The sequence below is a fragment of the Phaeocystidibacter luteus genome, assembly GCF_008933115.1.
GTDB lineage: Bacteria > Bacteroidota > Bacteroidia > Flavobacteriales > Schleiferiaceae > Phaeocystidibacter > Phaeocystidibacter luteus.
This window is the reverse complement of the sequence record NZ_WBVO01000001.1, coordinates 399,937-420,542: the sequence shown is the minus strand read 5'-3', so window position 1 is coordinate 420,542 and position 20,606 is coordinate 399,937. Positions and strand designations below refer to the sequence as shown.

Sequence of the window (20,606 nt, the reverse complement as noted above, 5' to 3'; positions counted from 1 at the left end):
CGTTGCTCTCTCAAACAACTCTCCGAAAGTAGGAAAAGTAATTTTGGAATATGCCGAAAATCAGACAAGTCCTACATGGAAAGTTAAGTGTTTATATCTGATTTACAGGCATTAAACGATTTGTTGACCTCTTAACCAGATCAGCAATACACACCTGTACTTGTCTGAGAAGCGTTATAAATCGTGGTTTTCCGCAATATCGGTGTAAAAAATTCCGTGTTGATCGATGTCGAAATCAATCAACTCCCACCTCAAGAAAGTGGCCAAAATCTTACGCGCTTCGGTGGGGGAGATGCCGGCAGTTTTGATGAATTTGGATATGGTTACCCTTTCACCAGAATTGATTAGATCGTAGAGCTTGCGATGGACATCGTTATACTGAGCCAATACTGCAGATTTTGACCCTTCAGCCTGCATTTTCCAGCATTCGATTATGACACCATTGGCTGGATGATTCTCATCGTCCTTTCTAAAGTAAGCCCATTCCTTCTTTGTTTCATCGATTGCGTAATGGGGACGCTCTGAACTGGGCTCGACTTCAATTTCAAGAACCTGCTTGCCATTGACGTCGTGAATCGTTGCGGTGAATCCTACTTCTGGTGTGGTGTACATCTGGCTGGCAGATTCTATTACGTGGTATTCTTCGTCACTTCGCACTCCCGCAATTCTGCCGTTATCTTTCACGCCAATGAGCAATCTACCGCCGTCTGTGTTGGCAAACGCAACGAGGGTCTTGGCAATTTTGCGCGCATCATCTACCCGGAACTTGAAATCCTGTTGTTGATGTTCACCTTCTTTTATCAGCTTCTCGATATAATGCATCGGTAAATACAGCGTTGAGGGCTCAAATGTAGTTTGTCGGTAACGGATTCTCAATATAACTGGCCTTCGAGTAAACTGTTCGACGTAATTCTACGTATATGCTTTAGATGAAGGAGACAAATGAATGGATATCAGAAAGCAGCGTAGTTTGGGAAGATCCTTCGATCTGCTCAGAAGAGATGAGATTGAAGTCTATCGAACCAGAATTGCGCAGATTCGCAGTTGAGACATGCCTCATGCTGCCCGAATCGGCCATGGAGCCTTTCCTGGCTTTTATTGAACTCATAGAAAACGACAACTGGAATTACCGCAATGTCATCCAATTTAGGAGTGTGGTCATCCGAATTGTACATCTGCTTGAGCCACTGCATCTCAATGTGCAGAATTCTCATATCGATATGACCAAGTGGTATATGATTGAGGATTTTTCGGAATCGTGGAAATCAAAAATCGAAGATGTGCTCGAAATGTGGAATGGTGAACTACAGTTCTTGATGAACTAATCGTTCGGGTAAACGTCGCGGTAGGCTTCGTTTTGTTCCAGTACTTTTCTAGAGAACGGACAGATGGCATTGATTGTGAGATTGTTCGAACGGGCATCTTCTACCGCATGTTCTAAAAGCTGGCGTGCGGCGCCCTTTCCTCTCAAAAAGGGCAGAACCTCCGTATGGTGAAGGATTAGTACGCGCTCCAGTCGAGTAAACTTCATGTAGGCTTTAGGCGAGCCGTCTATCACAATTTCATACTGACCCCTGTTTTCTTCAGAGAGGCTTTCGCTGATCTTAAATTTGTCCATCTTTCATGAAGGGTTCCATCTCGTGTTCAATATCCTTTCTTAGCTCCATCAGTTTCTTTGCATAGAGCTCCATGTGCTGTTCTTCTTCTGAAGTAGGTGTCCATTTTGGCACTTCCGCCGGCTCATTATCGTCGTCAACCGCAACAAAAACAATCACACAATGGGTTGTTTTTACGCGCCTACCGGTCTTTGGGTTCGCCGCATGAATATCAACGGCAATGTGCATAGAGGTTCTGCCTGTATAGATTATTCGAGTATCAACCTCAACAATGTCACCTATTCGAACAGGCTTGTAGAACCTAATTCCGCCAACGTAGACGGTTACACAATAATACTTGCTCCAGTTAACAGCCAGTGAATAGCCAGCTTGGTCAATCCATTTCATGACGGCTCCACCGTGAACTTTGCCTCCAAAATTCACATCAGAAGGTTCGGCTATGAAACGGAATTTGAGTCGTGCGTCTTCCGCACTTGGGAATTGTATGCTCATATTCATCTAAGGTATTACAAAAGAAGGTCAGGGTGAAACGTTTCGTTTTGTAAGAATTTACTTACCTTCAAGTCAGCCTATTACAACCAATACCACTGACCATGAAACAGTTCTATCTCCTCGCGTTAGCCGGGATGCTATCCGCATTTCAGCTAAATTCTCAAACCTTATCAGCCCCCGATCCTCAAGGAGTCTTTGGAGGAAGGGTTCTTGCCATAGCTCAGGCAGACGACGGTGTTAGCCCCACACGGATCTACTTTGCTACCGAAAGTGCCAACTCATTATTCTACGCAGATGTGAATTATTCCGGCGGAAGACCAGTATTTGACAGTGTACATCCGGTGCCTTCTGCTGATTGGGATGATGGCTATGGCAGCAATATTCAGCAAGTCCAAGCCTTTCATACCACCATGGAAGTTTTTTTCTTAGCCATGGGTACGGTGTATAAAACGGATCCTTCAGCTACGAGCGCTACCATGGTGCAAGGCATGGTCAAGAATTTTATCATAGAAGGAAATACCTATCTAGCAGTTCTGAATGGTGCCATGCCGTCGAGCAACGACTCACTTGTTTGGGGTTCGATATCAACGTCAGGAACACTCACAATAGGAGGAGGGTTAGATTTAACACGGCAGTTTAATGGTCCGCCGCAAATGGTGGTAGATCCTACAACCATGTACCTGAAACTATTCGAACCAGGGGCTACCCCATATCAACTGTCTATCAATCAAAATATCAATTCATTAACGCCTTCAGCAAGTATAACCTCAGCAGTAAACCCAGCTCCGGTAGACCCGAATATTGAATGGATGACTTTTGGTGTCTCTCCAACTGGAGCGTGGTACGTTGCTGGTGGTCCCGCCTTTGGAACGCCTCCGAATACCGATCGTAAGATTGGCATCTCTTGGGATAACGGCGCTACCTGGACCACAGGAGACTTTAACCTGCCTGGCCCTCCGGGAGGTGTGCCCGGACAGAATTTTCAGTTCACGGCGGTAGGCGCACTGCAATACGGCGTATACTGTGGTAGAGCGTATTCAGATTCTATCGGGGCTCCGGGCTCTTGGACAGAGATCGGGCGACTCTTCACGGGGAATAACAACAAGGCAAACGACGGGCACGTACTAATCGATTCAAGAAGCCAATCCACAGTTTACCTCACAACCAATGTTGGTTTCGGCGTTTCTCGGTATGCGGCCGATTCTGTTTTCGGAGCTAACGAAGGACTTACCGCGGTGCAAGTAAATGGAATCGATATGACCCCTAGTTTCGCCACAGGCTACGTTGCTAGTAAGTCCGGAATTAGAAAAGTGGAAGCTTTTAAAAGCGGAAGTCCGATATGGACAGACCCCATATTTCCGCAGGGCGACGGTTCGCCTTACTTCAGTGTAGCAATGGATCCAACCGATAGCAATACGGTGTATGTTGGGAACGGAAGGGTGTATAAAACCACGAATGGTGGCGTGAACTGGAACCTCGTATTCGACCCAATGATGGGTGGAAGTCATGGCGCAACGTACAACTACCCCAGAGTGGGTACGCGAGTAACAGGTCTTGCCGTTTCTCCGGTAGATCACAATATTGTTTATGCCACGTATGAACTCGAGAATATCGATGATGGAGGCATTTTCATTTCGACCGACGGCGGTGCCACGTGGACGCAAGAGCTTATTGTGGCTGGCTCTCCAGGTAAAGATGTGGATGCAACGGATGTAGTGGCTCTCGATGAAGGCGGGAAAAGTGTGTTTTACGTATCGCTTAAATCGGATCCTATGACTTCAGGCTATTCGGGTGTCTACCGAATGGAGGAGTCGGGTAGTGGTACCCGTACCGTGACCGCAGAGTCGGCCTTTGGGGCGACAGATGCCGTTCTTGATTTAGAGCTGACGGACAACGCAGATACAGTTTTAGCATTGTACTACACAAGCAGTACAATTAATCCGCCTGTTCGTGTATACATGAAAGATATAGCGACTTCGAGTTGGAGTTTCGTGGTGGGACCAAATGGACCGACGCCAACGGCTTTGACTTCTGGTGGCGGACAACTCTTTTTAGCGTTGAACAATGAAATTCATAGTCATCCTATTGACAGCATCTTAGGGCCATGGAACCTGGCGTATGCTTATCCAATAGGTACGAGGATTGAGAGCCTGTTCTATGATGAGCTCTTAGTTGGAACAGGTACAGGTCTTTACGCACAAGACTTTACGAATAATGTATCTGTCATTGAAGTTGAACCGACTGAGGTAGTCGTTTATCCCAATCCAGCGGAGCGTATGATTCACTGGGATGTAGAGGACGACGTCACCCTCACAAATCTTATGGGCCGAGACTTGGTTCAATTGAGGGCTTCAGCGGAGTTGGACGTAAGCCAACTCCCCGCTGGAGTCTATATTCTCAGAGGGGAAAAGATAGGCGTACATCGCATAATCGTTCGCTGATAGCGGTACGCTAATCATGTCGAAGGGCGAGGTAGAATGATCTATCTCGCCCTTCTCTTTTATTCTAAACGGTGGAAATCTTACTTAGCAGCAATCAAGCCCTCGTCAATCATTACTTGAAATGCATCATTCAGACTTTCCTTTTGAGGTCGGAATTCAATTCCCAACTCTCTCTTGATCTTGGAGTTGTCAGCCTTCCACTCAATATCCACGTTGTTTTTAATGAACTTTCTAGTGAACAGCTTATTCGCCATAGGGCCCACAAGCATGAGCAGCCACTTCGGCATCGGGCGCTTAGGAAGAGGGTAGTTACCGTACTCTTCAGATAGGATTTGCCCCATTTCAAGCAAATTGGTTGAATGCGCTGAGGTGATATACCGTCCTTGAGCTTCCGGCATGAAACCAGCGTTGTAGTGGGCTTTAGCCACATCTCGAACATCAACCATACCAATGCCAAGTCGAGGGGCGCCCATCTTAAGCGTTCCGTCACCAATCTGTTTCATGAAATCAAATGTGGCAGACGTCACGGCATTCGCATTGAGAGGTGGACCCACCACTAGACTCGGGTTGATGGTCACTAAGTCCCATTGGTTTTGCGACTTTTGAATTTCCCATGCCTTTTTTTCTGCAAGTAGCTTTGAGTATGAGTATGGCTGATAGTCCAAACTAGCCGTGGTGTTCCACACTTCTTCTGTAATTCTACCTCCAGGGGCGTTGTGCGTGTCAATTGCATCTGTGTAAATCGCTGCACAACTGCTCGTTACGACAACACGCTTGACAGAAGGAGTATTCTTGGCGGTCTCTAAGACATTTGCGGTACCCTTTACGGCAGGATCGATGAGATCCTTCTGAGGGTCATTATAATTTGTGATGAAAGGTGAAGCAGTGTGGTACACCAATTCACAGTCCTCCATAGCTTCTGCGTATGAGCCTTCTTTCAACAAATCGCTCGCGAAATATTTGATTTCACCTTTTGAGTTTTTGGCAAGCTCATCGAGGTGTGCAACCTTCTTCTTGTTCTTTGGGTCGCGAACAGCCGCATGAACGGTTATGCCGTTGTCCAGCAGCTCTTTCACCAACCAGCCTGCCACGAATCCAGTGGCGCCGGTTACTAGTACAGGTTTACTCTTGTCTATCATGGTTATCTTGATTTCGTGATTACGGGAACAAATGTATTGGAGGCGCTACCCTACAAGTAACACCAACTACCGTTTGTACAACACAAAATCGCGATACGGGATTCTCTACCTTTCTTTCAGGTAGTTGTAGATGTATTCAGCGCAAATTCCAGCACCGGTTTCATTCCAATGACGGTCGAAACCATAGTTATAAGGAGCATCGCCAAAATCAATCTCTATATAGGGCAATCCTTGGGCCTTAGGGTAAGAGGCGTTAAGCCTACCCGTTTCGTAGAGTATGACCACATTGTCTGAAAGTCCAGATAGCACGTCCAGCGGTGGTCCAGCGGATTTCATACATTCGATACCTCCAGCCAAGCCGACTTTCTCTAGCATTTTCTCCGCGTTTCTACCTACTTCAGAAAAGTTTCTTGAAAGGCCTTGATTTCGGTTGAGGTAGTAGGGGAGTTGCCACTCGAATCCTTTCGGTGTATTGGGCTTTGCCTTGTGACCCATTCCCACGAAGCTGGGCAATTCAGCGAATAAATCGGATTCGTTCAATAACACAAAAATAGCGTCATACCCACGGGCTTCTGCACGTTTAGTAAGAAGCTCGTAATCCTTGAGATTCGCACCAGATCTACCGTACTCATGCACGACTAGTTCCGTGTTCGATAACTGCTCTAATTGGCGACCTATAGAGTTTTGATAATCAACCCTTAATCCTTCGATGTATGAATCTCCGATGATAGCAATATGGACAACGGATGAGTCCCAAATACCGTAGTCTATTGCACTGTTGTATCCCTGCGGATTTATCCAGAATTCAGCATCAATTTCACCTCTGCCGCCCGAGCGAAATTGTCCTGTTTCTCCGGGTTTCAGCATGAAGTTTCCATCCACATTCGCCTTGGGTACGGAATGCGTTGCCCAACCCGTTGCTTGTAGCACAATCTCCAAAATGAGGAGTGTTATAATCAATAAAGATGCTATGTGAATCAGAAACCGCTTCATCAGAACTGGAAGTAAATGAAGGATTGTGCGGAATCGATAGGGATGCTGAGAATTATGGCGAGGATCAACGCCACATCAACACAGGTCCGAGCCCAAACGCGGCTTGAATAAAGATTGATTTTTTGAATTGACATTCCGTATTCAATGAATACAAATAGAATCAAAAGCACAACCTCAAAACCAAATGGCTGATTGTCATACGGGTTTAGTGAGAGTACATCTCCACCGCTAAAGGTGAAAATCTGATAAATGTAATCGCCTGCAATGCCTATAGAAGGTGCTCTGAAGAAGATCCAGGCGATACAAACCCACGCGAAGGTCAATAGCACCTTGCCAAAATCAGCAGGCGCCATCATCCAGGCGGTAACAGGCTTATGTTCAGATAGGTGTTTCCGATTTGTTCCAATGATGAAGCTCGGGATAAAGAGCATTGCGTGAATGCCACCCCACGCGAGGAAAGTCCAATTTGCACCATGCCAGAATCCAGATACTAGAAATACGATGAAAACATTTCGAATGGCTTTGTTTTTATCAACTCTAGATCCACCTAACGGAATGTATAAGTAGTCTCTAAACCAGGTAGATAGCGAGATGTGCCAGCGACGCCAAAACTCCGCGATATTCCTAGAAAAGTACGGGAGGTTGAAGTTTAGCATCAGCTCAAATCCAAGTAATTTAGCTAGACCTCGTGCGATGTCGGAATAGCCGCTGAAGTCACCGTAAATCTGAAAAGCAAAGAAGACAGCGCCCAGAACAAGTGTTCCTGCTGACATGGAACCGTAATTCTCGAAGATGTGATTGACGCTCGGCGCGAGTGCATCGGATATGGCGATCTTTTTAAACAAACCCCATAAAATCAAGCGAATTCCTTCCGTTGATTTGGCATAGTCGAAATAACGACGCTTGAGCATTTGAGGGAGTAGGTTGGAGGCGCGCTCGATTGGACCTGCCACAAGTTGTGGAAAGAACGATACGAAGGCCGCAAACGCTATGAAATCTCTAGTTGGCTCTAACTGACGACGGTACACATCGATGGTATACGACATGGTTTGGAAGGTGTAGAAGCTAATCCCAACCGGAAGAACGATGTCCAGCGTCGACCCGCTAAATTCCATTCCGAAGTATGAGAAGGCGTCTGCAAAGCTGTCAACGAAGAAGTTGTAATACTTGAAGAAGCCCAGCATACCTAGGTTTGCCGCCATGCTGATTCCGAGGAGTAGCTTGCGAGTTGACGGGGTATTGGTCCTCTGCAACTGCAGTCCAACTGCATAATCGATAATCGTGCTAAGGATGATTAGGCTGGTAAAGCGGATATCCCACCAAGAATAGAAGAGGTAGCTGAATGTGAGAACAATGAGATTCTGCCACTTGAGTTTGAGCGGTTGTACAAGCCAGTACGCCGCGAAAAACACAGGAAGAAATAGTACAAAATCAATCGAGTTAAACAGCATGGCTGCCTGGCTTGTCTAGTCGTTCAGTTGGCGAAAGTAGAGTATTTATGGGGAATTAATTGAACTTTAGATCTTCTGACAGTGCTGAGGAATGCTCTTGTTGAAGGCCTGTCTAACCGATTGAAACAAGCTGTTTTTTGCAGCATTCGGAATCTTCCTCCCATCTAGTTCCACAATTGGTGTTAGCTCTCCCATAGTGCCAGACGAAAACAGCGCATCGGCGGAGTAGAGTTCGGACAAGCTCAAACGAGCCTCCGTAATTGAAATAGCATTCTCCCTACACACTTGAATGACGTGGTTTCGGGTGATGCCGGGTAGACATGCATCGGCATGTGGCGTGAAAACTTCGTCTCCTTTTATCATGAAGATGTTCACATCGTGAAGTTCGGCAGCAAATCCATTCTGATCGAGCATTAATGCGGCATCAACACCGGCGGCTATCGCTTGTATTTTGGCCTGTATGTTATTCAATAGATTATTGTGGTGAATCTTGGAATCGAGGAATTGGGGCGCATTTCTGCGAATCGCCGAGGTGATTGCGGTGATACCCGCCTCGTTGTCGAATACGATCTGCTTGTGTTCAGCCAAAACGATAAGTGTGCTGCCATTTTCGTTCACCCTAGGATCCATACTGCTAGTTACTTTTTCACCTCGAGTGAGTGTCAATCGGATGTGGGCGTTATCCGTCATCCCATTAGCGGCTAGTGTTTCCGAAATGGCTTTGTGAATGAACGTTCTTGAAGGAATGTCAGCAAAGGCTAGCGCTTTTGCGGAATGGTCTAATCTGTCAAGGTGTTTATCGAGATGCAAAATGCCTTCTTTGTAGACTCTCAGACCTTCCCAAACTGCATCGCCTCCTTGTACGGAGCTGTCGAACACACTCACTTTCGCCTCTTTTCGAGGATACAATTTATCTCCCACCCAAACTTGAATGTTCGCATTGATTGGATTGTACTCTTGTTTCATAGTAAACTGTTTTCGAGAAGTGATTGATAGTAGGGAAGTGCTCGTTCGAGCAGTTCTTCGCCGTGAGAATTCAATTGAGAATAGTTTGATTGAAAGGGTGTGAACCCCGTGCTTTTATGAGCATTTGAATACCAATACTGCGCCCAACAACCGTCGTACGCTTTTGGTCCGGCAGACCATGAAAGCATCTTGTCGTCCATTGGAATATCAAGGGCTTCACAAAGCGTATTCAAGCTTTCCCGCGGATTTTCAGCTAACCGTTCAGTTGGAATTACAAATGCGGGTAGGTCGGCATTTTTGTATTGTTGAAAAAGCTTCCATTCCTCTTCTAGACCGATATCCTTCAGAGAGGGGAGTGGTATTACCTTTTGAAAGGATGCGATGAGCTTAGCTGGATCACGCACTAGAAAGATAGCCTTCGACTCTGGTAAAGGCGGCAAGTTCATATCAGCAAAATGATGGGCCATGTCCTTCACATACACATGTTTACCATCTTGATTAAGCTGTGTAATTCTTTCAGCAACCGTGGCTGGATCCGTCGACTGTGACTTCAAGATGTCCTCCCGTCCCGGATGTGATAAATCTGGATTCACGTTCAGGTAGGAAGCGTAGAACGGTTCATCTAACGGTATAATGTCAGTGCGCTGAGCAAAGCTGTACATCAGGGCTGTACTGATGTTTCGTGGACCAGAAATGGAATGTATAATCATTCTTGAACTGAGGTAGAGGCATCATCATCATCGCCGTTTAGCCAAGCCACAAACAGTTTGTAGCCGATGGAAACAATGATTGCGCCGGTGAATAAACCGATAAATCCCGACATGAGGAATCCGCCGATAACCCCTAGGAAGATGACAATCATAGGGACAGACGCGCCCTTTCCAAGAAGAATGGGCTTGAGAATATTATCCGACGCGCCTGCGAGTAGCAAGTAGACGGTCCACAGCGAAGCTGGAACTGGTCCCATGTTCGAGTAGAGCCAAAATGCGGCCAATAGACTGACAGGTAGCACGGGGAGTTGAAGGATGGCGAGAACAAGCGCGACGAGCGTCCACGCTCCAGCGTATGGAACACCGGCAATGACCAAACCCAGACCCACTAATATCGCTTGAATAAAAGCGACGCCGATAACACCTTTAACCACACTGCTCACTGTTTTGGAAATGATATTCGTGAATTCCTCCCCTTGATCTCCAACGAGTTTGTGGAAGAACTTAACCGAAGTTTGTCGTGTACCTGGTGTTGCCAATAACACACCTGCAATTAAAATGGAGATGATGAGGCTGATGATACTTCCACCAATGCTGGCGAGTCCTTCTACGAGGGTATAACCAAAGTGTCCGATTTGATCGATGTACCGGCTTGTGAAGCCTTCCAAATTTTCGGAGGCTTCTGACCAAAGTCCAAACACTTTATCGCCAACAACTGGCCATTCTCCAACTTCACTTGTTGGTGGAGGAATTGTCAGCGACCCAGCGTCAATACTAGCTTTGAGCTGTTGTACTCCATGCACGAGCGATTCCATGAAAATCCATGACGGTATAACAATGATGAATAGTCCGACCAATACAATGACGATGGAAGCTCTTTTCGAATTATCTCCCATTCGTTTTTTAAGGTTGAGATGTAAAGGGCCGGCTGCAATAGCTAGAATAACACCCCACAGAATGACCCCTGCAAAGGGGTAGAGGAGGCGGAGGCACCATGCGATAAGTAATAAGAGGAAACCAAGTCTAATCGTGATTTCAGCCACACTTTTAAAGCGCTCATTTACGTCAATGTTGTTCTTCATTGGTGTATCGGATTGCGTAGGTTAGGTCGTGCTCATCTGCAGTGATAAGCAAGTTGCTTAAAGATACACTTTAGGAATGGTGGGGGAAAGGGTGGGAAGAAGAGGTTGATTACTTTCCGATACAGAAATTCGCAAAGATGTTCCCCAAGAGGTCGTCCGTTGTGATCTCACCGGTGATTTCGCCTAAGTGTGCGAGCGCCTGACGAATGTCGAAGGCTACGAGGTCGCCGCTTAGACCTGTGTTTAGGCCTGTTCGAATACGGTCAACGTCCTCCTGTGTTCGAAGCAAGGCTTCGTAATGGCGCGCGTTGGTAATGACAGTATCGTTGGCATTCAGACCTTTCATGTCAACCGTTTCCAAGAGGAGCTCTTCCAATTCCTCAATGCCAGATTTCTCCTTGGCAGAGAGCCTAACATCTACTGGAAGGGAGTCAATCACGTCGGTTTCAGAAAGCTTATCCGTCTTATTGGCAATAACAACCACGGGTTTATTGCCCGCTTTAGCTTTAATGGCATCAATACGATTGAGTTCTTCTGTCGTGTCAATATCGTTCGAATCAAAGAGGTAAAGCACAACTTTTGCCTGCTCAATCTTTGCGTAACTGCGCTCTATCCCAATGCGCTCTATTTCATCGGTTGCTTCTCTAAGGCCTGCGGTATCGATGAACCGGAAGGTCAGGCCACCGAGGTGAATTTCATCCTCAACCGTATCGCGCGTAGTGCCGGCAATATCACTAACTATCGCACGCTCTTCTTGGAGTAAGGCGTTGAGCAACGTGCTTTTTCCAGCATTCGGTGCACCGACAATTGCAACGGGGATTCCCTCCACAATGGCATTTCCGAGAGTGAACGATCCAATCAATCGGACAACCGTCTTTTGGACAGCATCTAGCAATTCATGTAGGCGGTCTCTGTCTGCAAATTCGACATCCTCCTCTCCAAAATCGAGCTCAAGCTCAATCATGGAGGCGAAGTCAATAAGTTCTTGTCGCAACTTCGAAACTTCCTCACGCACGCCTCCACGCATCTGATGCATAGCCACTTGGTGAGCGGCCTCACTTTCACTGGCGATAAGGTCACCCACAGCTTCAGCCTGACTCAAGTCCATCTTGCCATTGCCAAATGCACGCATGGTAAACTCACCGGCACGAGCTGGGCGAGCACCCTTTTTGATGAGCAGTTCCATCATCCTGCGCTGGATGAAAGTCGATCCGTGGATGTTAATCTCTATGACATCTTCACCGGTGTAAGAGTGAGGGGCGCGGAAAAGGGAGAGAAGTACCTCGTCTACGAGCTGGTCGCCATCTACAATCGATCCGAAATGAAGCGTTTGTCCCTTAGCGTCGAGCAGTGACTTGCCGGCTTTCGGACTCTTGTAAATCGAATTTGCAATTTCAATGGCCTTTGGGCCGCTCAGGCGAATAACGCCGATAGCGCCCATGCCTGGAGGAGTTGCGAGTGCACAGATAGTATCTTCGATGTACGACATGCCGCAAAGGTCGTTGTTTTGATGCGATTGACAATCCTACTTCCTATGCTCGGCAATGATGGGTCCAAGGAGGTAGTCCAATCCATTCGATTTAATCTCTAGTACCGTCTGGAGGCGCATTCCCAGCTTGCCTTCGGGAAAACCTTTACGCGCAAACCATTCCAAATAACTTACGGGAAGTTCATTCAAATAGCGACCTGCATACTTGCCGAAGGGCATCTTATGCGTGACAATTTCTACTAGAATTTGTGGATTCACAGCTGCTGACCAAGTAGGAAGATGGATGGAAGTTTATCTAGATTGGGCTTCTCAGCTCTCCATTCCCCAATGGTCCTTGTCGCAATGTTCTCTTGCGGAGCTGTGATGCTTGAGGCAATACAGAGCAGGGTAGCATCATCACACACAGCTAGAATGTCATCGAGTAGCTTGTGGTTTCGCAAGGGCGATTCAATCATGATCTGCGTTTCTCCTTTGATGGCTTTCTTCTCAAGTGCTTGAATCTTCTTTTTTCGAGGTGCTGATTCAGCAGCCAAGAAACCATTAAATGTGAAGCTGTTGCCATTTAGGCCAGAGGCCATCAGAGCAAGAATGATAGAGGATGGACCGATAAGAGGTATGACGCGAATGCCCATTCTATGCGCTTCGAGAACAAGATCGGCACCGGGGTCGGCAACCGCCGGAATACCTGCATCCGAAATCAGTCCTACGGGGTATCCTTCTAAGCAAGGTTTGAGTAGCTGTGGAATTTCAGTTCGCTCCGTGTACTGATTGTAAATCTCGAAATGCATGCTTGGCTGCGATTTCGGCGGATACACCTTTCTAATAAACTCGCGCGAAGTCTTTTCGTTCTCCACAATATAATGGTCGATCGAGTCAACGACTTTCTTGATGGAAAGTGGTAAAACTTCGAGTGGTTCGGTTTCCGCAATTCGCGATGGAATGAGGTAGAGCGGAGCAGATGGTAGGGATTCTTCTACGGAGTTATCCATGTTTTTGAACGATGGCCAAAGCGGCTTTAGTGATCATTTGGTATACGTCTTCGAAACCTCTGTCACCCCCGTAATATGGGTCTGGAACTTCCATACCCTTAGGGAATTCGTCTACTTCATTTAGGAGGAGGGAAACTTTAGACACATCGTGCTCATCTCTTGCGAGCTGCAAGACATTCTTTCGGTTTGAATCGTCCATCACGTAAATGCGGTCGAAGTTGTCGAAATCCTCAACGCTAAACTGTCGGCCAACGAGTTTGTCGATTCGAACCTCGTGCTTACGGGCGGTCAGAACAGCTCGCGGATCGGGGTTCTCGCCAACGTGATAGGCGCTTGTTCCGGCAGAGTCAACCTCAATATCAGTCCCTTGGGCATGCTTCCGCAAGATTCCCTCAGCCATTGGAGATCGGCAAATATTGCCCAAACAAACCATTAGAATTTTCATGAATCAGGTCTATTGTCGTGAGGATGGAAGGTAAGGAAAGAGGATGGAAGGGGCAAGGTCCGCCTGCGGCGAAAAGTGCTCCCTTTGGTCGCGAAGGTTCACTGCTCTGCCATTCGGCAGACCGTCAAAAGTTAGCCTTCCTTCGTAAGGCTAGAGGGTTTACCACCTGGCGATGGTAGAACGCTCAGGATACATAATGGGCGACGTTTCATTCGATGGATACTGCGATGTATTGTTGCTTCTACTTCGGTTGAACTACCCCCTTTTCCCGCACCAGCGGGAATCCTTTTGCCCTTGGCCGCTAGGCCCAGGGCAATCCTTTCCGCCGGCAGGCGGATAAAAAGAAACCCCTCACATCTCTGCAAGGGGTTCTTCATTCTTTCGGGCCAGGTGTTTAAGCTAGCGTGAGCTTTTTCTTTAGGTCGTCGACGTACGTGCGGAAGCGTTTGTCGGTCTCCGCCAAGTTGTTTACCGTGCGGCAAGCGTGAAGTACAGTAGCGTGGTCTTTGTTTCCACATTGCGCTCCAATCGTTGCTAGTGAGTTCTTTGTAAGTTGTTTTGCAAAGAACATGGTAAGCTGACGTGCCTGCACGATTTCGCGCTTGCGGGTCTTCGATTTCAACAGTTCCATAGGCATGTCGAAATAATCGCATACCACCTTTTGGATATAGTCGATTGAAATTTCGCGCGTGGTGTTCTTCACGAACTTGTCAATCATCTGCTTGGCGAGCTCAACCGTAATCTTCTTTTTGTTCAGGCTGGATTGTGCCAATAGTGAGATTAGAGCTCCTTCCAATTCGCGCACGTTGCTATTGATGCTGTACGCGAGATATTCGATTACGTCGTCAGGCATCTCAATGCCGTCCGTAAATAACTTCTTGCGAAGAATGGCGATTCTTGTTTCGAGGTCTGGTTTCTGGAGGTCAGCACTCAAGCCCCATTTGAAGCGAGAGAGTAGGCGTTGCTCCATGCCTTGAAGATCAACCGGTGCACGATCGGAAGTAAGCACTACTTGTTTTCCGTGTTGGTGTAGGTGGTTGAAGATCTCGAAGAATACGTCCTGTGTTTTTTCTTTTCCACTAAAGCTCTGTACGTCATCAATGATGAGCACATCGATCATTTGGTAGAAGTGTACGAAGTCGTTCTTGGTGTTGTTCCGGATTGAATCAATAAACTGCTGGGTGAACTTTTCAGCAGATACATACAATACCGTCTTTTCGGGGTAGCGGTCCTTAATCTCGATTCCGATTCCGTGTGCGAGATGTGTTTTGCCTAAGCCAACTCCTCCGTAGATGAGCAGGGGATTGAATGATGTTCCTCCAGGTTTGTTCGCTACGGCAAATCCAGCCGAACGCGCCAGGCGGTTGCAATCTCCCTCGATAAAGCTTTCAAACGTGTAGTTGGGGTTGAGTTGTGATTCGACGTGTACCTTCTTCAGTCCGGGAATGACAAAAGGATTGCGAATTCCGTCATTTCCGCCGATCTCCACAGGCATCGACACCTTCGGATTTTTGATCGGTCCTCTGTTCGTACTCGGAATTTTCACCGTGTGCGGATTGCTGTTTCCGTAGGTGTTTTCCATAACAATGCTGTAGACCAACTTAGCATCATCTCCGAGCTCTCTCGTAATGGCCGATTTCAACAACTTGATGTAATGCTCCTCAAGCCATTCGTAAAAGAATTTACTAGGCACCTGAATGGTGAGCACCACACCTTGAAGCTTTAGGGGCTTGATAGGCAGGAACCACGTCTTGAAAGCTTGGCTATTGATGTTATCTTGAATGTAGTCAAGACAACCCTTCCAGACGGTTTCAGCGGTTCTGTCCATCGATAGAAATTAGGTGGTTAGTACAGTAATTTTTAGGAGCACACATTGTCTTCGGTCAAGGATCTGACCCGTGCTTGCTTCCACGGACAAATGTGTGAACAAAAAAGTTATTAAAAAAGCGAAATTGTACTTGACTTTTAAGTTTTTTAGCCACATCTTCTGGCACTCACCGCCCCGCCGCAATCCCAGTGTTTTCGCGGGAACTCATTAAGAATCAGACGCATGGTTACAATTGAAACTTCGACTCGTGTTCGCTACAGCGAAACCGACCAAATGGGGGTAGTTTATTACGGTAACTATGCTCAATACTACGAAGTTGGACGCGTTGAGTTATTGCGAAATCTAGGCATGAGTTACCGCGAATTGGAAGAGGCCGGAACCATGCTTCCCGTCCTAAAATTGGAGTGCAAGTATATCCGCCCAGCCAAATATGACGACCTCCTAAGAATCGTCACCATAATCGACGAAATGCCTTCGACCCGAATAACGTTTAAACATGAAATCTATAACGAGGAAAATGTCCTTCTTAATATAGGTCTAGTGTCCCTCGTGTTCGTAGATATTAAAAGCGGACGACCACAGAAAGCTCCGCAATCTGTGGCCGACATTTTTTCTCCGTATTTCAAGTAGGGATTAGTTCAATCGAACGAGCTTTTGTCGATGTGATCTTCCCTGATCGTCCGTAAGCTGTAAGATGTACGTGCCTGTGCGAAGGCCAGAGCTGCTGTACGTCCATCGCTCCGTGCCGCTTTTAATGGTGCCATGGCTGATAATTCTGCCCGACATGTCCATCATGTAGTAGCGATAATCACGCTCGCTATTCAAGTGTACATCTATGTTCTCACCACGCGCAAAGCCCGTTGTATTATAGAATAGCACCTCTTGTCTATCGTCTAGTTCTGTCAATCCAATTGGGTTCGCCGGTAAGATTCCGTGATTTACAAAGGCTTCCCAAATAGGCTGAACGTGTTGCCCTCCATACAAGGTGCTGTCCGCATCTACCACAGCCATCGCTGCTTGAGGCATTGTCATTCCTGAGGCATAGCTGTAAACTCCTTGAAGTACAATCTTATCCGTTACCTCCCTGCCGAGCTTGCCCCAAATCTCCATCAATGCAGAAGCCCAAATATCTGTGTGCGTGTAGATGCTATTGAAGGAGAGGTTCTGGTAATTCTTGTTGTTTACGTTCGATGCAAATCGGCCATTCCAATATTCATTATGTCCATCCCAAGAGAATACTCTGTCGTAACCAAATGGTGAAACCGAGCGGCTGTAACTCGCTGCTAGATAGTCGCCTAGAGCTTCATCGAGGCAGCCTCTTTCCGTGCCTGAATTCGAACTCGGACTTGCACTGTGGCTGATGGCATGACCGTATTCGTGAAGTACCACATCCGCGTCCTCCGCATCATCTACACCACCTTCTCCAAAGCGCATACTCGGTGGATTCGTACTTCGGTTAAAAGAAGATTGATCCGCGCCACTCCATGCATTCGCATCTACATTGATTTGATATCCACATAAGTTGAAGCCCAAACTCTGCATGTAGAACTGATACTGAGTAACGTGGTAAAATGCATTGACTTGTTCGAAGGCATCTGTTGAGCGCGAGTAGTGGAACTGGGGACTAGACTCCGTCGTAATTGCGGTCGATGGTGAATCGAAGTCACTAATTTTTACATAGGCGTTCTGTAACCTAAATGTGCCATTGTTGTAATCGGCAACCACGTCGCGCTGAACGCGCAAAGGGTCTAGGTTCGAGCTATTTGCATCGCCTTGATCTTTGTATGGATCCGCATAAACTGATGGAACCATCGTCAGTGGATCTGGATCAAACACCATCACGCTCACGGTAGTATCTATGTAGAGGTTCAAATCTCTCTTCCAAAGCGTATTTCCTTCTGCTGAGTTGACGAATTCCTCAAACTTCAAACCGTCGGCAACAACCTGACGAACAGCGGGTTGAAGCGTTTGTCCATTGTAGAACCACACTCCCCTGATTGGCTCTCTCAAGAAGTCTTCTGAATTCAACGGTGCTGTTGATTCGAGTATTGGAGTACCCTGTGCCATCGAAGTGGGGAATACAGTTGCTGTAATCAGCCTAACACGGTTGGACAGATCGATATGCGCAACGAGCTCAGTCCCAAAGACTCTTTGACCTTGAATAAATTGAGCGAAGTGATAGTGCGTCCCAGACGGGCTCTGAGCTGTAGCTACCAACTCAAATGTAGAGCCATTCGTTTGTGGTAACTTGTTGAAAAAGTGAGTCTTAATCTCGCTCACTGCATCATTTTGAATAACAAATCCACCGTACCATTGGACAGCCTCTTTCTGCATGAGTGGGTGAGAATAGATGCTCTCATCATGCGAATGATTGTGCTTTTGACCTAGGGCCGAAAAGCCGATGAGGAGCGCAAATGCTGTGGTAAGGTGTAATCTCATAATTCGTAACAGTCAGAATTCACCTACAAACTTAACGTTTTCTAGGGTTTCTATGTTGATTTTCAACGACTCATAGTTCGCTCTTCGTACGCTAAATTCAAATTCACAGTCGTATTCCATTTTCCTTTGCTCGATTCTAGCTTCATGCTGCTCGAGCTGGTATAGAACCTGACTCAAGTGGGCGTAATCGGTGGTTATTTTAGCGGAGTATTCAAGCTCACGTACTATTATAGAAGCGCTATTTATGGCCATTTCCGCAGCGGTTCGGTAGGCATTGATCAAACCTGAAACACCAAGCTTCGTCCCACCGAAATAGCGAACCACGATTGCACCAACGTTTATCAACTCAGCAGATTGAAGTGCGTGTAGAATAGGTGTTCCAGCCGAATGTGAAGGTTCACCGTCATCATTCGCTCTATACTTCAAATCATCTGGGTCAAATCGGTAGGCGAAGCAATGATGCCGCGCCTGGTGATGTTCAGTCTTGATCGTTTCCATCGCCGATTTGAAGTCTTCTTCACTCTTCATTGGGAACACGTAACCAAAGAACTTGCTGCCTCTGTCCTTAAAAAGCGAATCAGCCTGTTTTTCAATCGTTCGGAAGGTGTCTTCGATCTTATCACTCATTGTGCCGACATCAATATAATCGCCGCTGCAGCGCTAATTAAGCCAATGGCTCTCCATTTAGTAATACGCTCATTAAAGAGCAGAAGTGCCGCCAGGGCCGAAAGCGCTACTACGCCCACGTTGTTGATAGGGAAGAGGACCGCACTTGGGTACTCTCCGCCTAACGCTTTCATTAAGAAGTAAATACTACCGTAATTCGGAATTCCCAGAATCAATCCCCATATCCAGCTCTTAGCACTCCATTTTGCACTTTTCTGGACGTATATCTTATAAATCACGAAGAGTACACCAAGAACTCCAGCAATGCCAAACGCCGAACTTGTGAAGTAGCTCAAATGATTCTCGTGTACCACGCCATTCTCAATAATCTTCAAGAATGAATCGAGCAGGCCACTTCCTATAAACAGTATCGTGAGGCCTACCCAACCCGAATTATTCCTCTGTGCATCACCCGAAGGCCGATTAATTGCATATACGGCGAACAAGGCCAAAAGGATTCCTACAACTTGAGGAATGTCGATATAGTCATTCAACAAAAGAATCCCGCTTAGAATAGGGATGACAACCGACATTTTCACGGTTACGGATACCACATTCACACCGTGATCTTGCGTAACCTTCGCCATCAGTTGGAATAGGGTGATAAACATGATTCCGATTACGAATGGCCAAATACTCCATTCGGTGTACTCTATGGATTCTTGAGGCAAGGGTAGCCATCCTAAAGTGCCAGCAATGAAGTAGTTGGCTACGATGGCCTGAAGGTTGTCTACACGGTATTTCGAGAAGAGTTTGAAAAGAATAAAGATGATGGTAGAGCACACAATGCTCAGTAAGATGTACATCATATCCTCGTGAATCTTTTCCAGTTATCCGCCCCAACTTGTTCTTCCCATTCGAGTTTCGCGTTTGATAATTGTGGGGCAGGGGTGCCGGAGGTGAATTCAGTTGGACCAACAAGTAAAAAGGCCTCATCCCAAAGATTCTCCGCCACAAATTGATTGAGTGTTTGAGCGCCACCTTCCACAAGAAGGTGAGTGATGTTCCGTTCGTGAAGGCCGTGAAGCAACTCAATCACAGAGTTCGCATTCCACGCTTCAACCGGTTCGCTGTACCCGTGCTGGTCTGCATTACGGCCTACAATCCAAGTAGACAAACCGTCCGAAATCACCTTTGACTTAGAGTCGACTGGTCGGTTTGCCCAAACCACGCGCTGTGGGTTGCTTCCTGGCCATAGTCTCGTAGTGAGCGACGGATTGTCTAGTGATACCGTTTTTCCACCCACGAGTATCGCATCTACTTCAGCTCTGAGGCGATGCACGCGTTGTTTCGACTCTACTCCTGTAATCCATGCAGGTTCCCCAGCTGAACGCCTATCTGGATCTGGCGCGATAAAACCATCGCTGCTTTGAGCATACTTTAGGGTTACATAAGGTCGCTCGGCGCTATGAAAGGTGAAAAAGGCTTTGTTCAGCTCGGTACACTCATCACTAAGAAACCCCTCTTCAACGCGTATCCCTTTATCCTTCATCATTTCGATACCCTTTCCGGCAACAGCACTGTGGGGATCGCGAGTGCCAATCACAACATGTGGAATGCACTCTTCGATTATTCTTAGCGCACAAGGCGGGGTTCGGCCAAAATGTGCGCAAGGTTCGAGATTCACGTAGATGGTGGCATTGACGAGTCTTGAGCGATCTACAACCGAATTGATGGCATTGACTTCAGCATGAGGCTCGCCAGCCTTGTGGTGCCAACCTTCGCCAATGATTTCGCCATTCTCGACAATTACGGAACCTACCATCGGATTCGGACTCGTCTTTCCTCGTCCAAGTGCTGCCAATTCTAGACATCTCCGCATGTAGATTTCGTGATTCATGGCTCAAAAGTAACATTGTA

At 46.9% G+C, this 20,606-nt stretch carries 21 protein-coding genes; 3 read left to right on the top strand and 18 right to left on the bottom strand.

Annotated elements, in window-relative coordinates; translation table 11 throughout:
- Positions 1–174: 174 nt before the first annotated feature.
- Positions 175–822, bottom strand: coding sequence for an AlbA family DNA-binding domain-containing protein (locus F8C67_RS01835; RefSeq protein WP_151666481.1), 648 nt, complete (start codon positions 820–822; stop codon positions 175–177).
- 107 nt (positions 823–929) lie between these two features.
- Here F8C67_RS01835 and F8C67_RS01830 point away from each other — a divergent pair, with 107 nt between their 5' ends.
- Positions 930–1,325 carry a hypothetical protein gene (locus tag F8C67_RS01830; RefSeq protein ID WP_151666082.1) on the top strand — a complete coding sequence of 132 codons (396 nt, stop codon included), beginning with the start codon at positions 930–932 and terminating at the stop codon, positions 1,323–1,325.
- Here F8C67_RS01830 and F8C67_RS01825 read toward each other — a convergent pair.
- Both F8C67_RS01825 and F8C67_RS01820 read right to left on the bottom strand, forming a co-directional pair.
- Positions 1,322–1,618: a GNAT family N-acetyltransferase gene (locus tag F8C67_RS01825; protein WP_151666081.1), complete on the bottom strand. Its 297-nt coding sequence runs from the start codon at positions 1,616–1,618 to the stop codon at positions 1,322–1,324. The genes F8C67_RS01830 and F8C67_RS01825 overlap by 4 nt on opposite strands.
- Positions 1,605–2,108 (bottom strand): acyl-CoA thioesterase, encoded by a 504-nt coding sequence (locus F8C67_RS01820; protein ID WP_151666080.1) that lies wholly within the window; start codon positions 2,106–2,108, stop codon positions 1,605–1,607. The genes F8C67_RS01825 and F8C67_RS01820 overlap by 14 nt, the downstream gene beginning before the upstream one ends.
- 101 nt (positions 2,109–2,209) lie before the next feature.
- Here F8C67_RS01820 and F8C67_RS01815 point away from each other — a divergent pair, with 101 nt between their 5' ends.
- The gene (locus F8C67_RS01815; RefSeq protein WP_151666079.1) at positions 2,210–4,549 is read left to right on the top strand and encodes a T9SS type A sorting domain-containing protein; all 2,340 of its coding nucleotides are present in this window, start codon (positions 2,210–2,212) and stop codon (positions 4,547–4,549) included.
- A gap of 80 nt (positions 4,550–4,629) precedes the next feature.
- Here F8C67_RS01815 and F8C67_RS01810 read toward each other — a convergent pair whose 3' ends face one another.
- The 11 genes from F8C67_RS01810 to dnaA all read right to left on the bottom strand — a co-directional run bounded on the left by F8C67_RS01810 (position 4,630) and on the right by dnaA (position 15,641).
- Positions 4,630–5,688 (bottom strand): NAD-dependent epimerase/dehydratase family protein, encoded by a 1,059-nt coding sequence (locus F8C67_RS01810; protein ID WP_151666078.1) that lies wholly within the window; start codon positions 5,686–5,688, stop codon positions 4,630–4,632.
- 105 nt (positions 5,689–5,793) lie between these two features.
- Complete coding sequence (locus tag F8C67_RS01805; protein WP_151666077.1) at positions 5,794–6,681, bottom strand: SGNH/GDSL hydrolase family protein; 888 nt, start codon at positions 6,679–6,681, stop codon at positions 5,794–5,796.
- Positions 6,681–8,132 carry an MBOAT family O-acyltransferase gene (locus F8C67_RS01800; protein ID WP_151666076.1) on the bottom strand — a complete coding sequence of 484 codons (1,452 nt, stop codon included), beginning with the start codon at positions 8,130–8,132 and terminating at the stop codon, positions 6,681–6,683. The genes F8C67_RS01805 and F8C67_RS01800 overlap by 1 nt, the downstream gene beginning before the upstream one ends.
- A gap of 66 nt (positions 8,133–8,198) precedes the next feature.
- Entirely contained in the window at positions 8,199–9,098 is a 900-nt protein-coding gene (locus F8C67_RS01795) for an aminotransferase class IV (RefSeq protein WP_151666075.1), read from the bottom strand.
- Positions 9,095–9,808, bottom strand: a complete 714-nt coding sequence (locus F8C67_RS01790) for a sulfotransferase-like domain-containing protein (protein WP_151666074.1) — start codon at positions 9,806–9,808, stop codon at positions 9,095–9,097. The genes F8C67_RS01795 and F8C67_RS01790 overlap by 4 nt, the downstream gene beginning before the upstream one ends.
- Positions 9,805–10,890 carry an AI-2E family transporter gene (locus F8C67_RS01785; RefSeq protein WP_151666073.1) on the bottom strand — a complete coding sequence of 362 codons (1,086 nt, stop codon included), beginning with the start codon at positions 10,888–10,890 and terminating at the stop codon, positions 9,805–9,807. Before F8C67_RS01785 ends, F8C67_RS01790 begins: the two co-directional genes overlap by 4 nt.
- A gap of 109 nt (positions 10,891–10,999) precedes the next feature.
- Complete coding sequence (mnmE, locus tag F8C67_RS01780) at positions 11,000–12,379, bottom strand: tRNA uridine-5-carboxymethylaminomethyl(34) synthesis GTPase MnmE (protein ID WP_151666072.1); 1,380 nt, start codon at positions 12,377–12,379, stop codon at positions 11,000–11,002.
- A 36-nt stretch (positions 12,380–12,415) separates the two neighbouring features.
- Positions 12,416–12,637, bottom strand: coding sequence for a DUF3820 family protein (locus F8C67_RS01775; protein WP_151666071.1), 222 nt, complete (start codon positions 12,635–12,637; stop codon positions 12,416–12,418).
- Positions 12,634–13,368: an SAM-dependent methyltransferase gene (locus F8C67_RS01770; RefSeq protein ID WP_151666070.1), complete on the bottom strand. Its 735-nt coding sequence runs from the start codon at positions 13,366–13,368 to the stop codon at positions 12,634–12,636. Before F8C67_RS01770 ends, F8C67_RS01775 begins: the two co-directional genes overlap by 4 nt.
- Positions 13,361–13,813, bottom strand: coding sequence for a low molecular weight protein-tyrosine-phosphatase (locus tag F8C67_RS01765; RefSeq protein WP_151666069.1), 453 nt, complete (start codon positions 13,811–13,813; stop codon positions 13,361–13,363). Before F8C67_RS01765 ends, F8C67_RS01770 begins: the two co-directional genes overlap by 8 nt.
- Positions 13,814–14,207: 394 nt before the next feature.
- The gene (gene dnaA / locus F8C67_RS01760; protein ID WP_151666068.1) at positions 14,208–15,641 is read right to left on the bottom strand and encodes a chromosomal replication initiator protein DnaA; all 1,434 of its coding nucleotides are present in this window, start codon (positions 15,639–15,641) and stop codon (positions 14,208–14,210) included.
- A gap of 222 nt (positions 15,642–15,863) precedes the next feature.
- Here dnaA and F8C67_RS01755 point away from each other — a divergent pair, with 222 nt between their 5' ends.
- Positions 15,864–16,271: an acyl-CoA thioesterase gene (locus F8C67_RS01755; protein WP_151666067.1), complete on the top strand. Its 408-nt coding sequence runs from the start codon at positions 15,864–15,866 to the stop codon at positions 16,269–16,271.
- 3 nt (positions 16,272–16,274) lie between these two features.
- On the opposite strand, the gene F8C67_RS01750 is transcribed toward F8C67_RS01755, so the two are convergent.
- The 4 genes from F8C67_RS01750 to ribD are packed head-to-tail and all read right to left on the bottom strand — an operon-like array spanning position 16,275 to position 20,586.
- Positions 16,275–18,080, bottom strand: a complete 1,806-nt coding sequence (locus F8C67_RS01750; protein WP_151666066.1) for a M36 family metallopeptidase — start codon at positions 18,078–18,080, stop codon at positions 16,275–16,277.
- Between the two features lie 12 nt (positions 18,081–18,092).
- Positions 18,093–18,707, bottom strand: a complete 615-nt coding sequence (locus F8C67_RS01745; RefSeq protein WP_151666065.1) for an IMPACT family protein — start codon at positions 18,705–18,707, stop codon at positions 18,093–18,095.
- Positions 18,704–19,555, bottom strand: coding sequence for an EamA family transporter (locus F8C67_RS01740; protein WP_151666064.1), 852 nt, complete (start codon positions 19,553–19,555; stop codon positions 18,704–18,706). The genes F8C67_RS01745 and F8C67_RS01740 overlap by 4 nt, the downstream gene beginning before the upstream one ends.
- Positions 19,552–20,586, bottom strand: coding sequence for a bifunctional diaminohydroxyphosphoribosylaminopyrimidine deaminase/5-amino-6-(5-phosphoribosylamino)uracil reductase RibD (gene ribD, locus F8C67_RS01735; RefSeq protein WP_151666063.1), 1,035 nt, complete (start codon positions 20,584–20,586; stop codon positions 19,552–19,554). The genes F8C67_RS01740 and ribD overlap by 4 nt, the downstream gene beginning before the upstream one ends.
- Between the last annotated feature and the right edge of the window lie 20 nt (positions 20,587–20,606).

Excerpts from the sequence above, each read along its gene's own strand:
- mnmE (WP_151666072.1), bottom strand. The coding sequence starts at position 12,379 with ATGTCGTACATCGAAGATACTATCTGTGCACTCGCAACTCCTCCAGGC.
- F8C67_RS01790 (WP_151666074.1), bottom strand. The coding sequence starts at position 9,808 with ATGATTATACATTCCATTTCTGGTCCACGAAACATCAGTACAGCCCTG.
- F8C67_RS01795 (WP_151666075.1), bottom strand. The coding sequence starts at position 9,098 with ATGAAACAAGAGTACAATCCAATCAATGCGAACATTCAAGTTTGGGTG.
- F8C67_RS01745 (WP_151666065.1), bottom strand. The coding sequence starts at position 18,707 with ATGAGTGATAAGATCGAAGACACCTTCCGAACGATTGAAAAACAGGCT.
- F8C67_RS01805 (WP_151666077.1), bottom strand. The coding sequence starts at position 6,681 with ATGAAGCGGTTTCTGATTCACATAGCATCTTTATTGATTATAACACTC.
- dnaA (WP_151666068.1), bottom strand. The coding sequence starts at position 15,641 with ATGGACAGAACCGCTGAAACCGTCTGGAAGGGTTGTCTTGACTACATT.
- F8C67_RS01785 (WP_151666073.1), bottom strand. The coding sequence starts at position 10,890 with ATGAAGAACAACATTGACGTAAATGAGCGCTTTAAAAGTGTGGCTGAA.
- F8C67_RS01740 (WP_151666064.1), bottom strand. The coding sequence starts at position 19,555 with ATGATGTACATCTTACTGAGCATTGTGTGCTCTACCATCATCTTTATT.
- F8C67_RS01815 (WP_151666079.1), top strand. The coding sequence starts at position 2,210 with ATGAAACAGTTCTATCTCCTCGCGTTAGCCGGGATGCTATCCGCATTT.
- F8C67_RS01755 (WP_151666067.1), top strand. The coding sequence starts at position 15,864 with ATGGTTACAATTGAAACTTCGACTCGTGTTCGCTACAGCGAAACCGAC.
- F8C67_RS01835 (WP_151666481.1), bottom strand. The coding sequence starts at position 822 with ATGCATTATATCGAGAAGCTGATAAAAGAAGGTGAACATCAACAACAG.
- F8C67_RS01765 (WP_151666069.1), bottom strand. The coding sequence starts at position 13,813 with ATGAAAATTCTAATGGTTTGTTTGGGCAATATTTGCCGATCTCCAATG.
- F8C67_RS01825 (WP_151666081.1), bottom strand. The coding sequence starts at position 1,618 with ATGGACAAATTTAAGATCAGCGAAAGCCTCTCTGAAGAAAACAGGGGT.
- ribD (WP_151666063.1), bottom strand. The coding sequence starts at position 20,586 with ATGAATCACGAAATCTACATGCGGAGATGTCTAGAATTGGCAGCACTT.
- F8C67_RS01820 (WP_151666080.1), bottom strand. The coding sequence starts at position 2,108 with ATGAGCATACAATTCCCAAGTGCGGAAGACGCACGACTCAAATTCCGT.
- F8C67_RS01800 (WP_151666076.1), bottom strand. The coding sequence starts at position 8,132 with ATGCTGTTTAACTCGATTGATTTTGTACTATTTCTTCCTGTGTTTTTC.
- F8C67_RS01750 (WP_151666066.1), bottom strand. The coding sequence starts at position 18,080 with ATGAGATTACACCTTACCACAGCATTTGCGCTCCTCATCGGCTTTTCG.
- F8C67_RS01830 (WP_151666082.1), top strand. The coding sequence starts at position 930 with ATGAAGGAGACAAATGAATGGATATCAGAAAGCAGCGTAGTTTGGGAA.
- F8C67_RS01810 (WP_151666078.1), bottom strand. The coding sequence starts at position 5,688 with ATGATAGACAAGAGTAAACCTGTACTAGTAACCGGCGCCACTGGATTC.
- F8C67_RS01770 (WP_151666070.1), bottom strand. The coding sequence starts at position 13,368 with ATGGATAACTCCGTAGAAGAATCCCTACCATCTGCTCCGCTCTACCTC.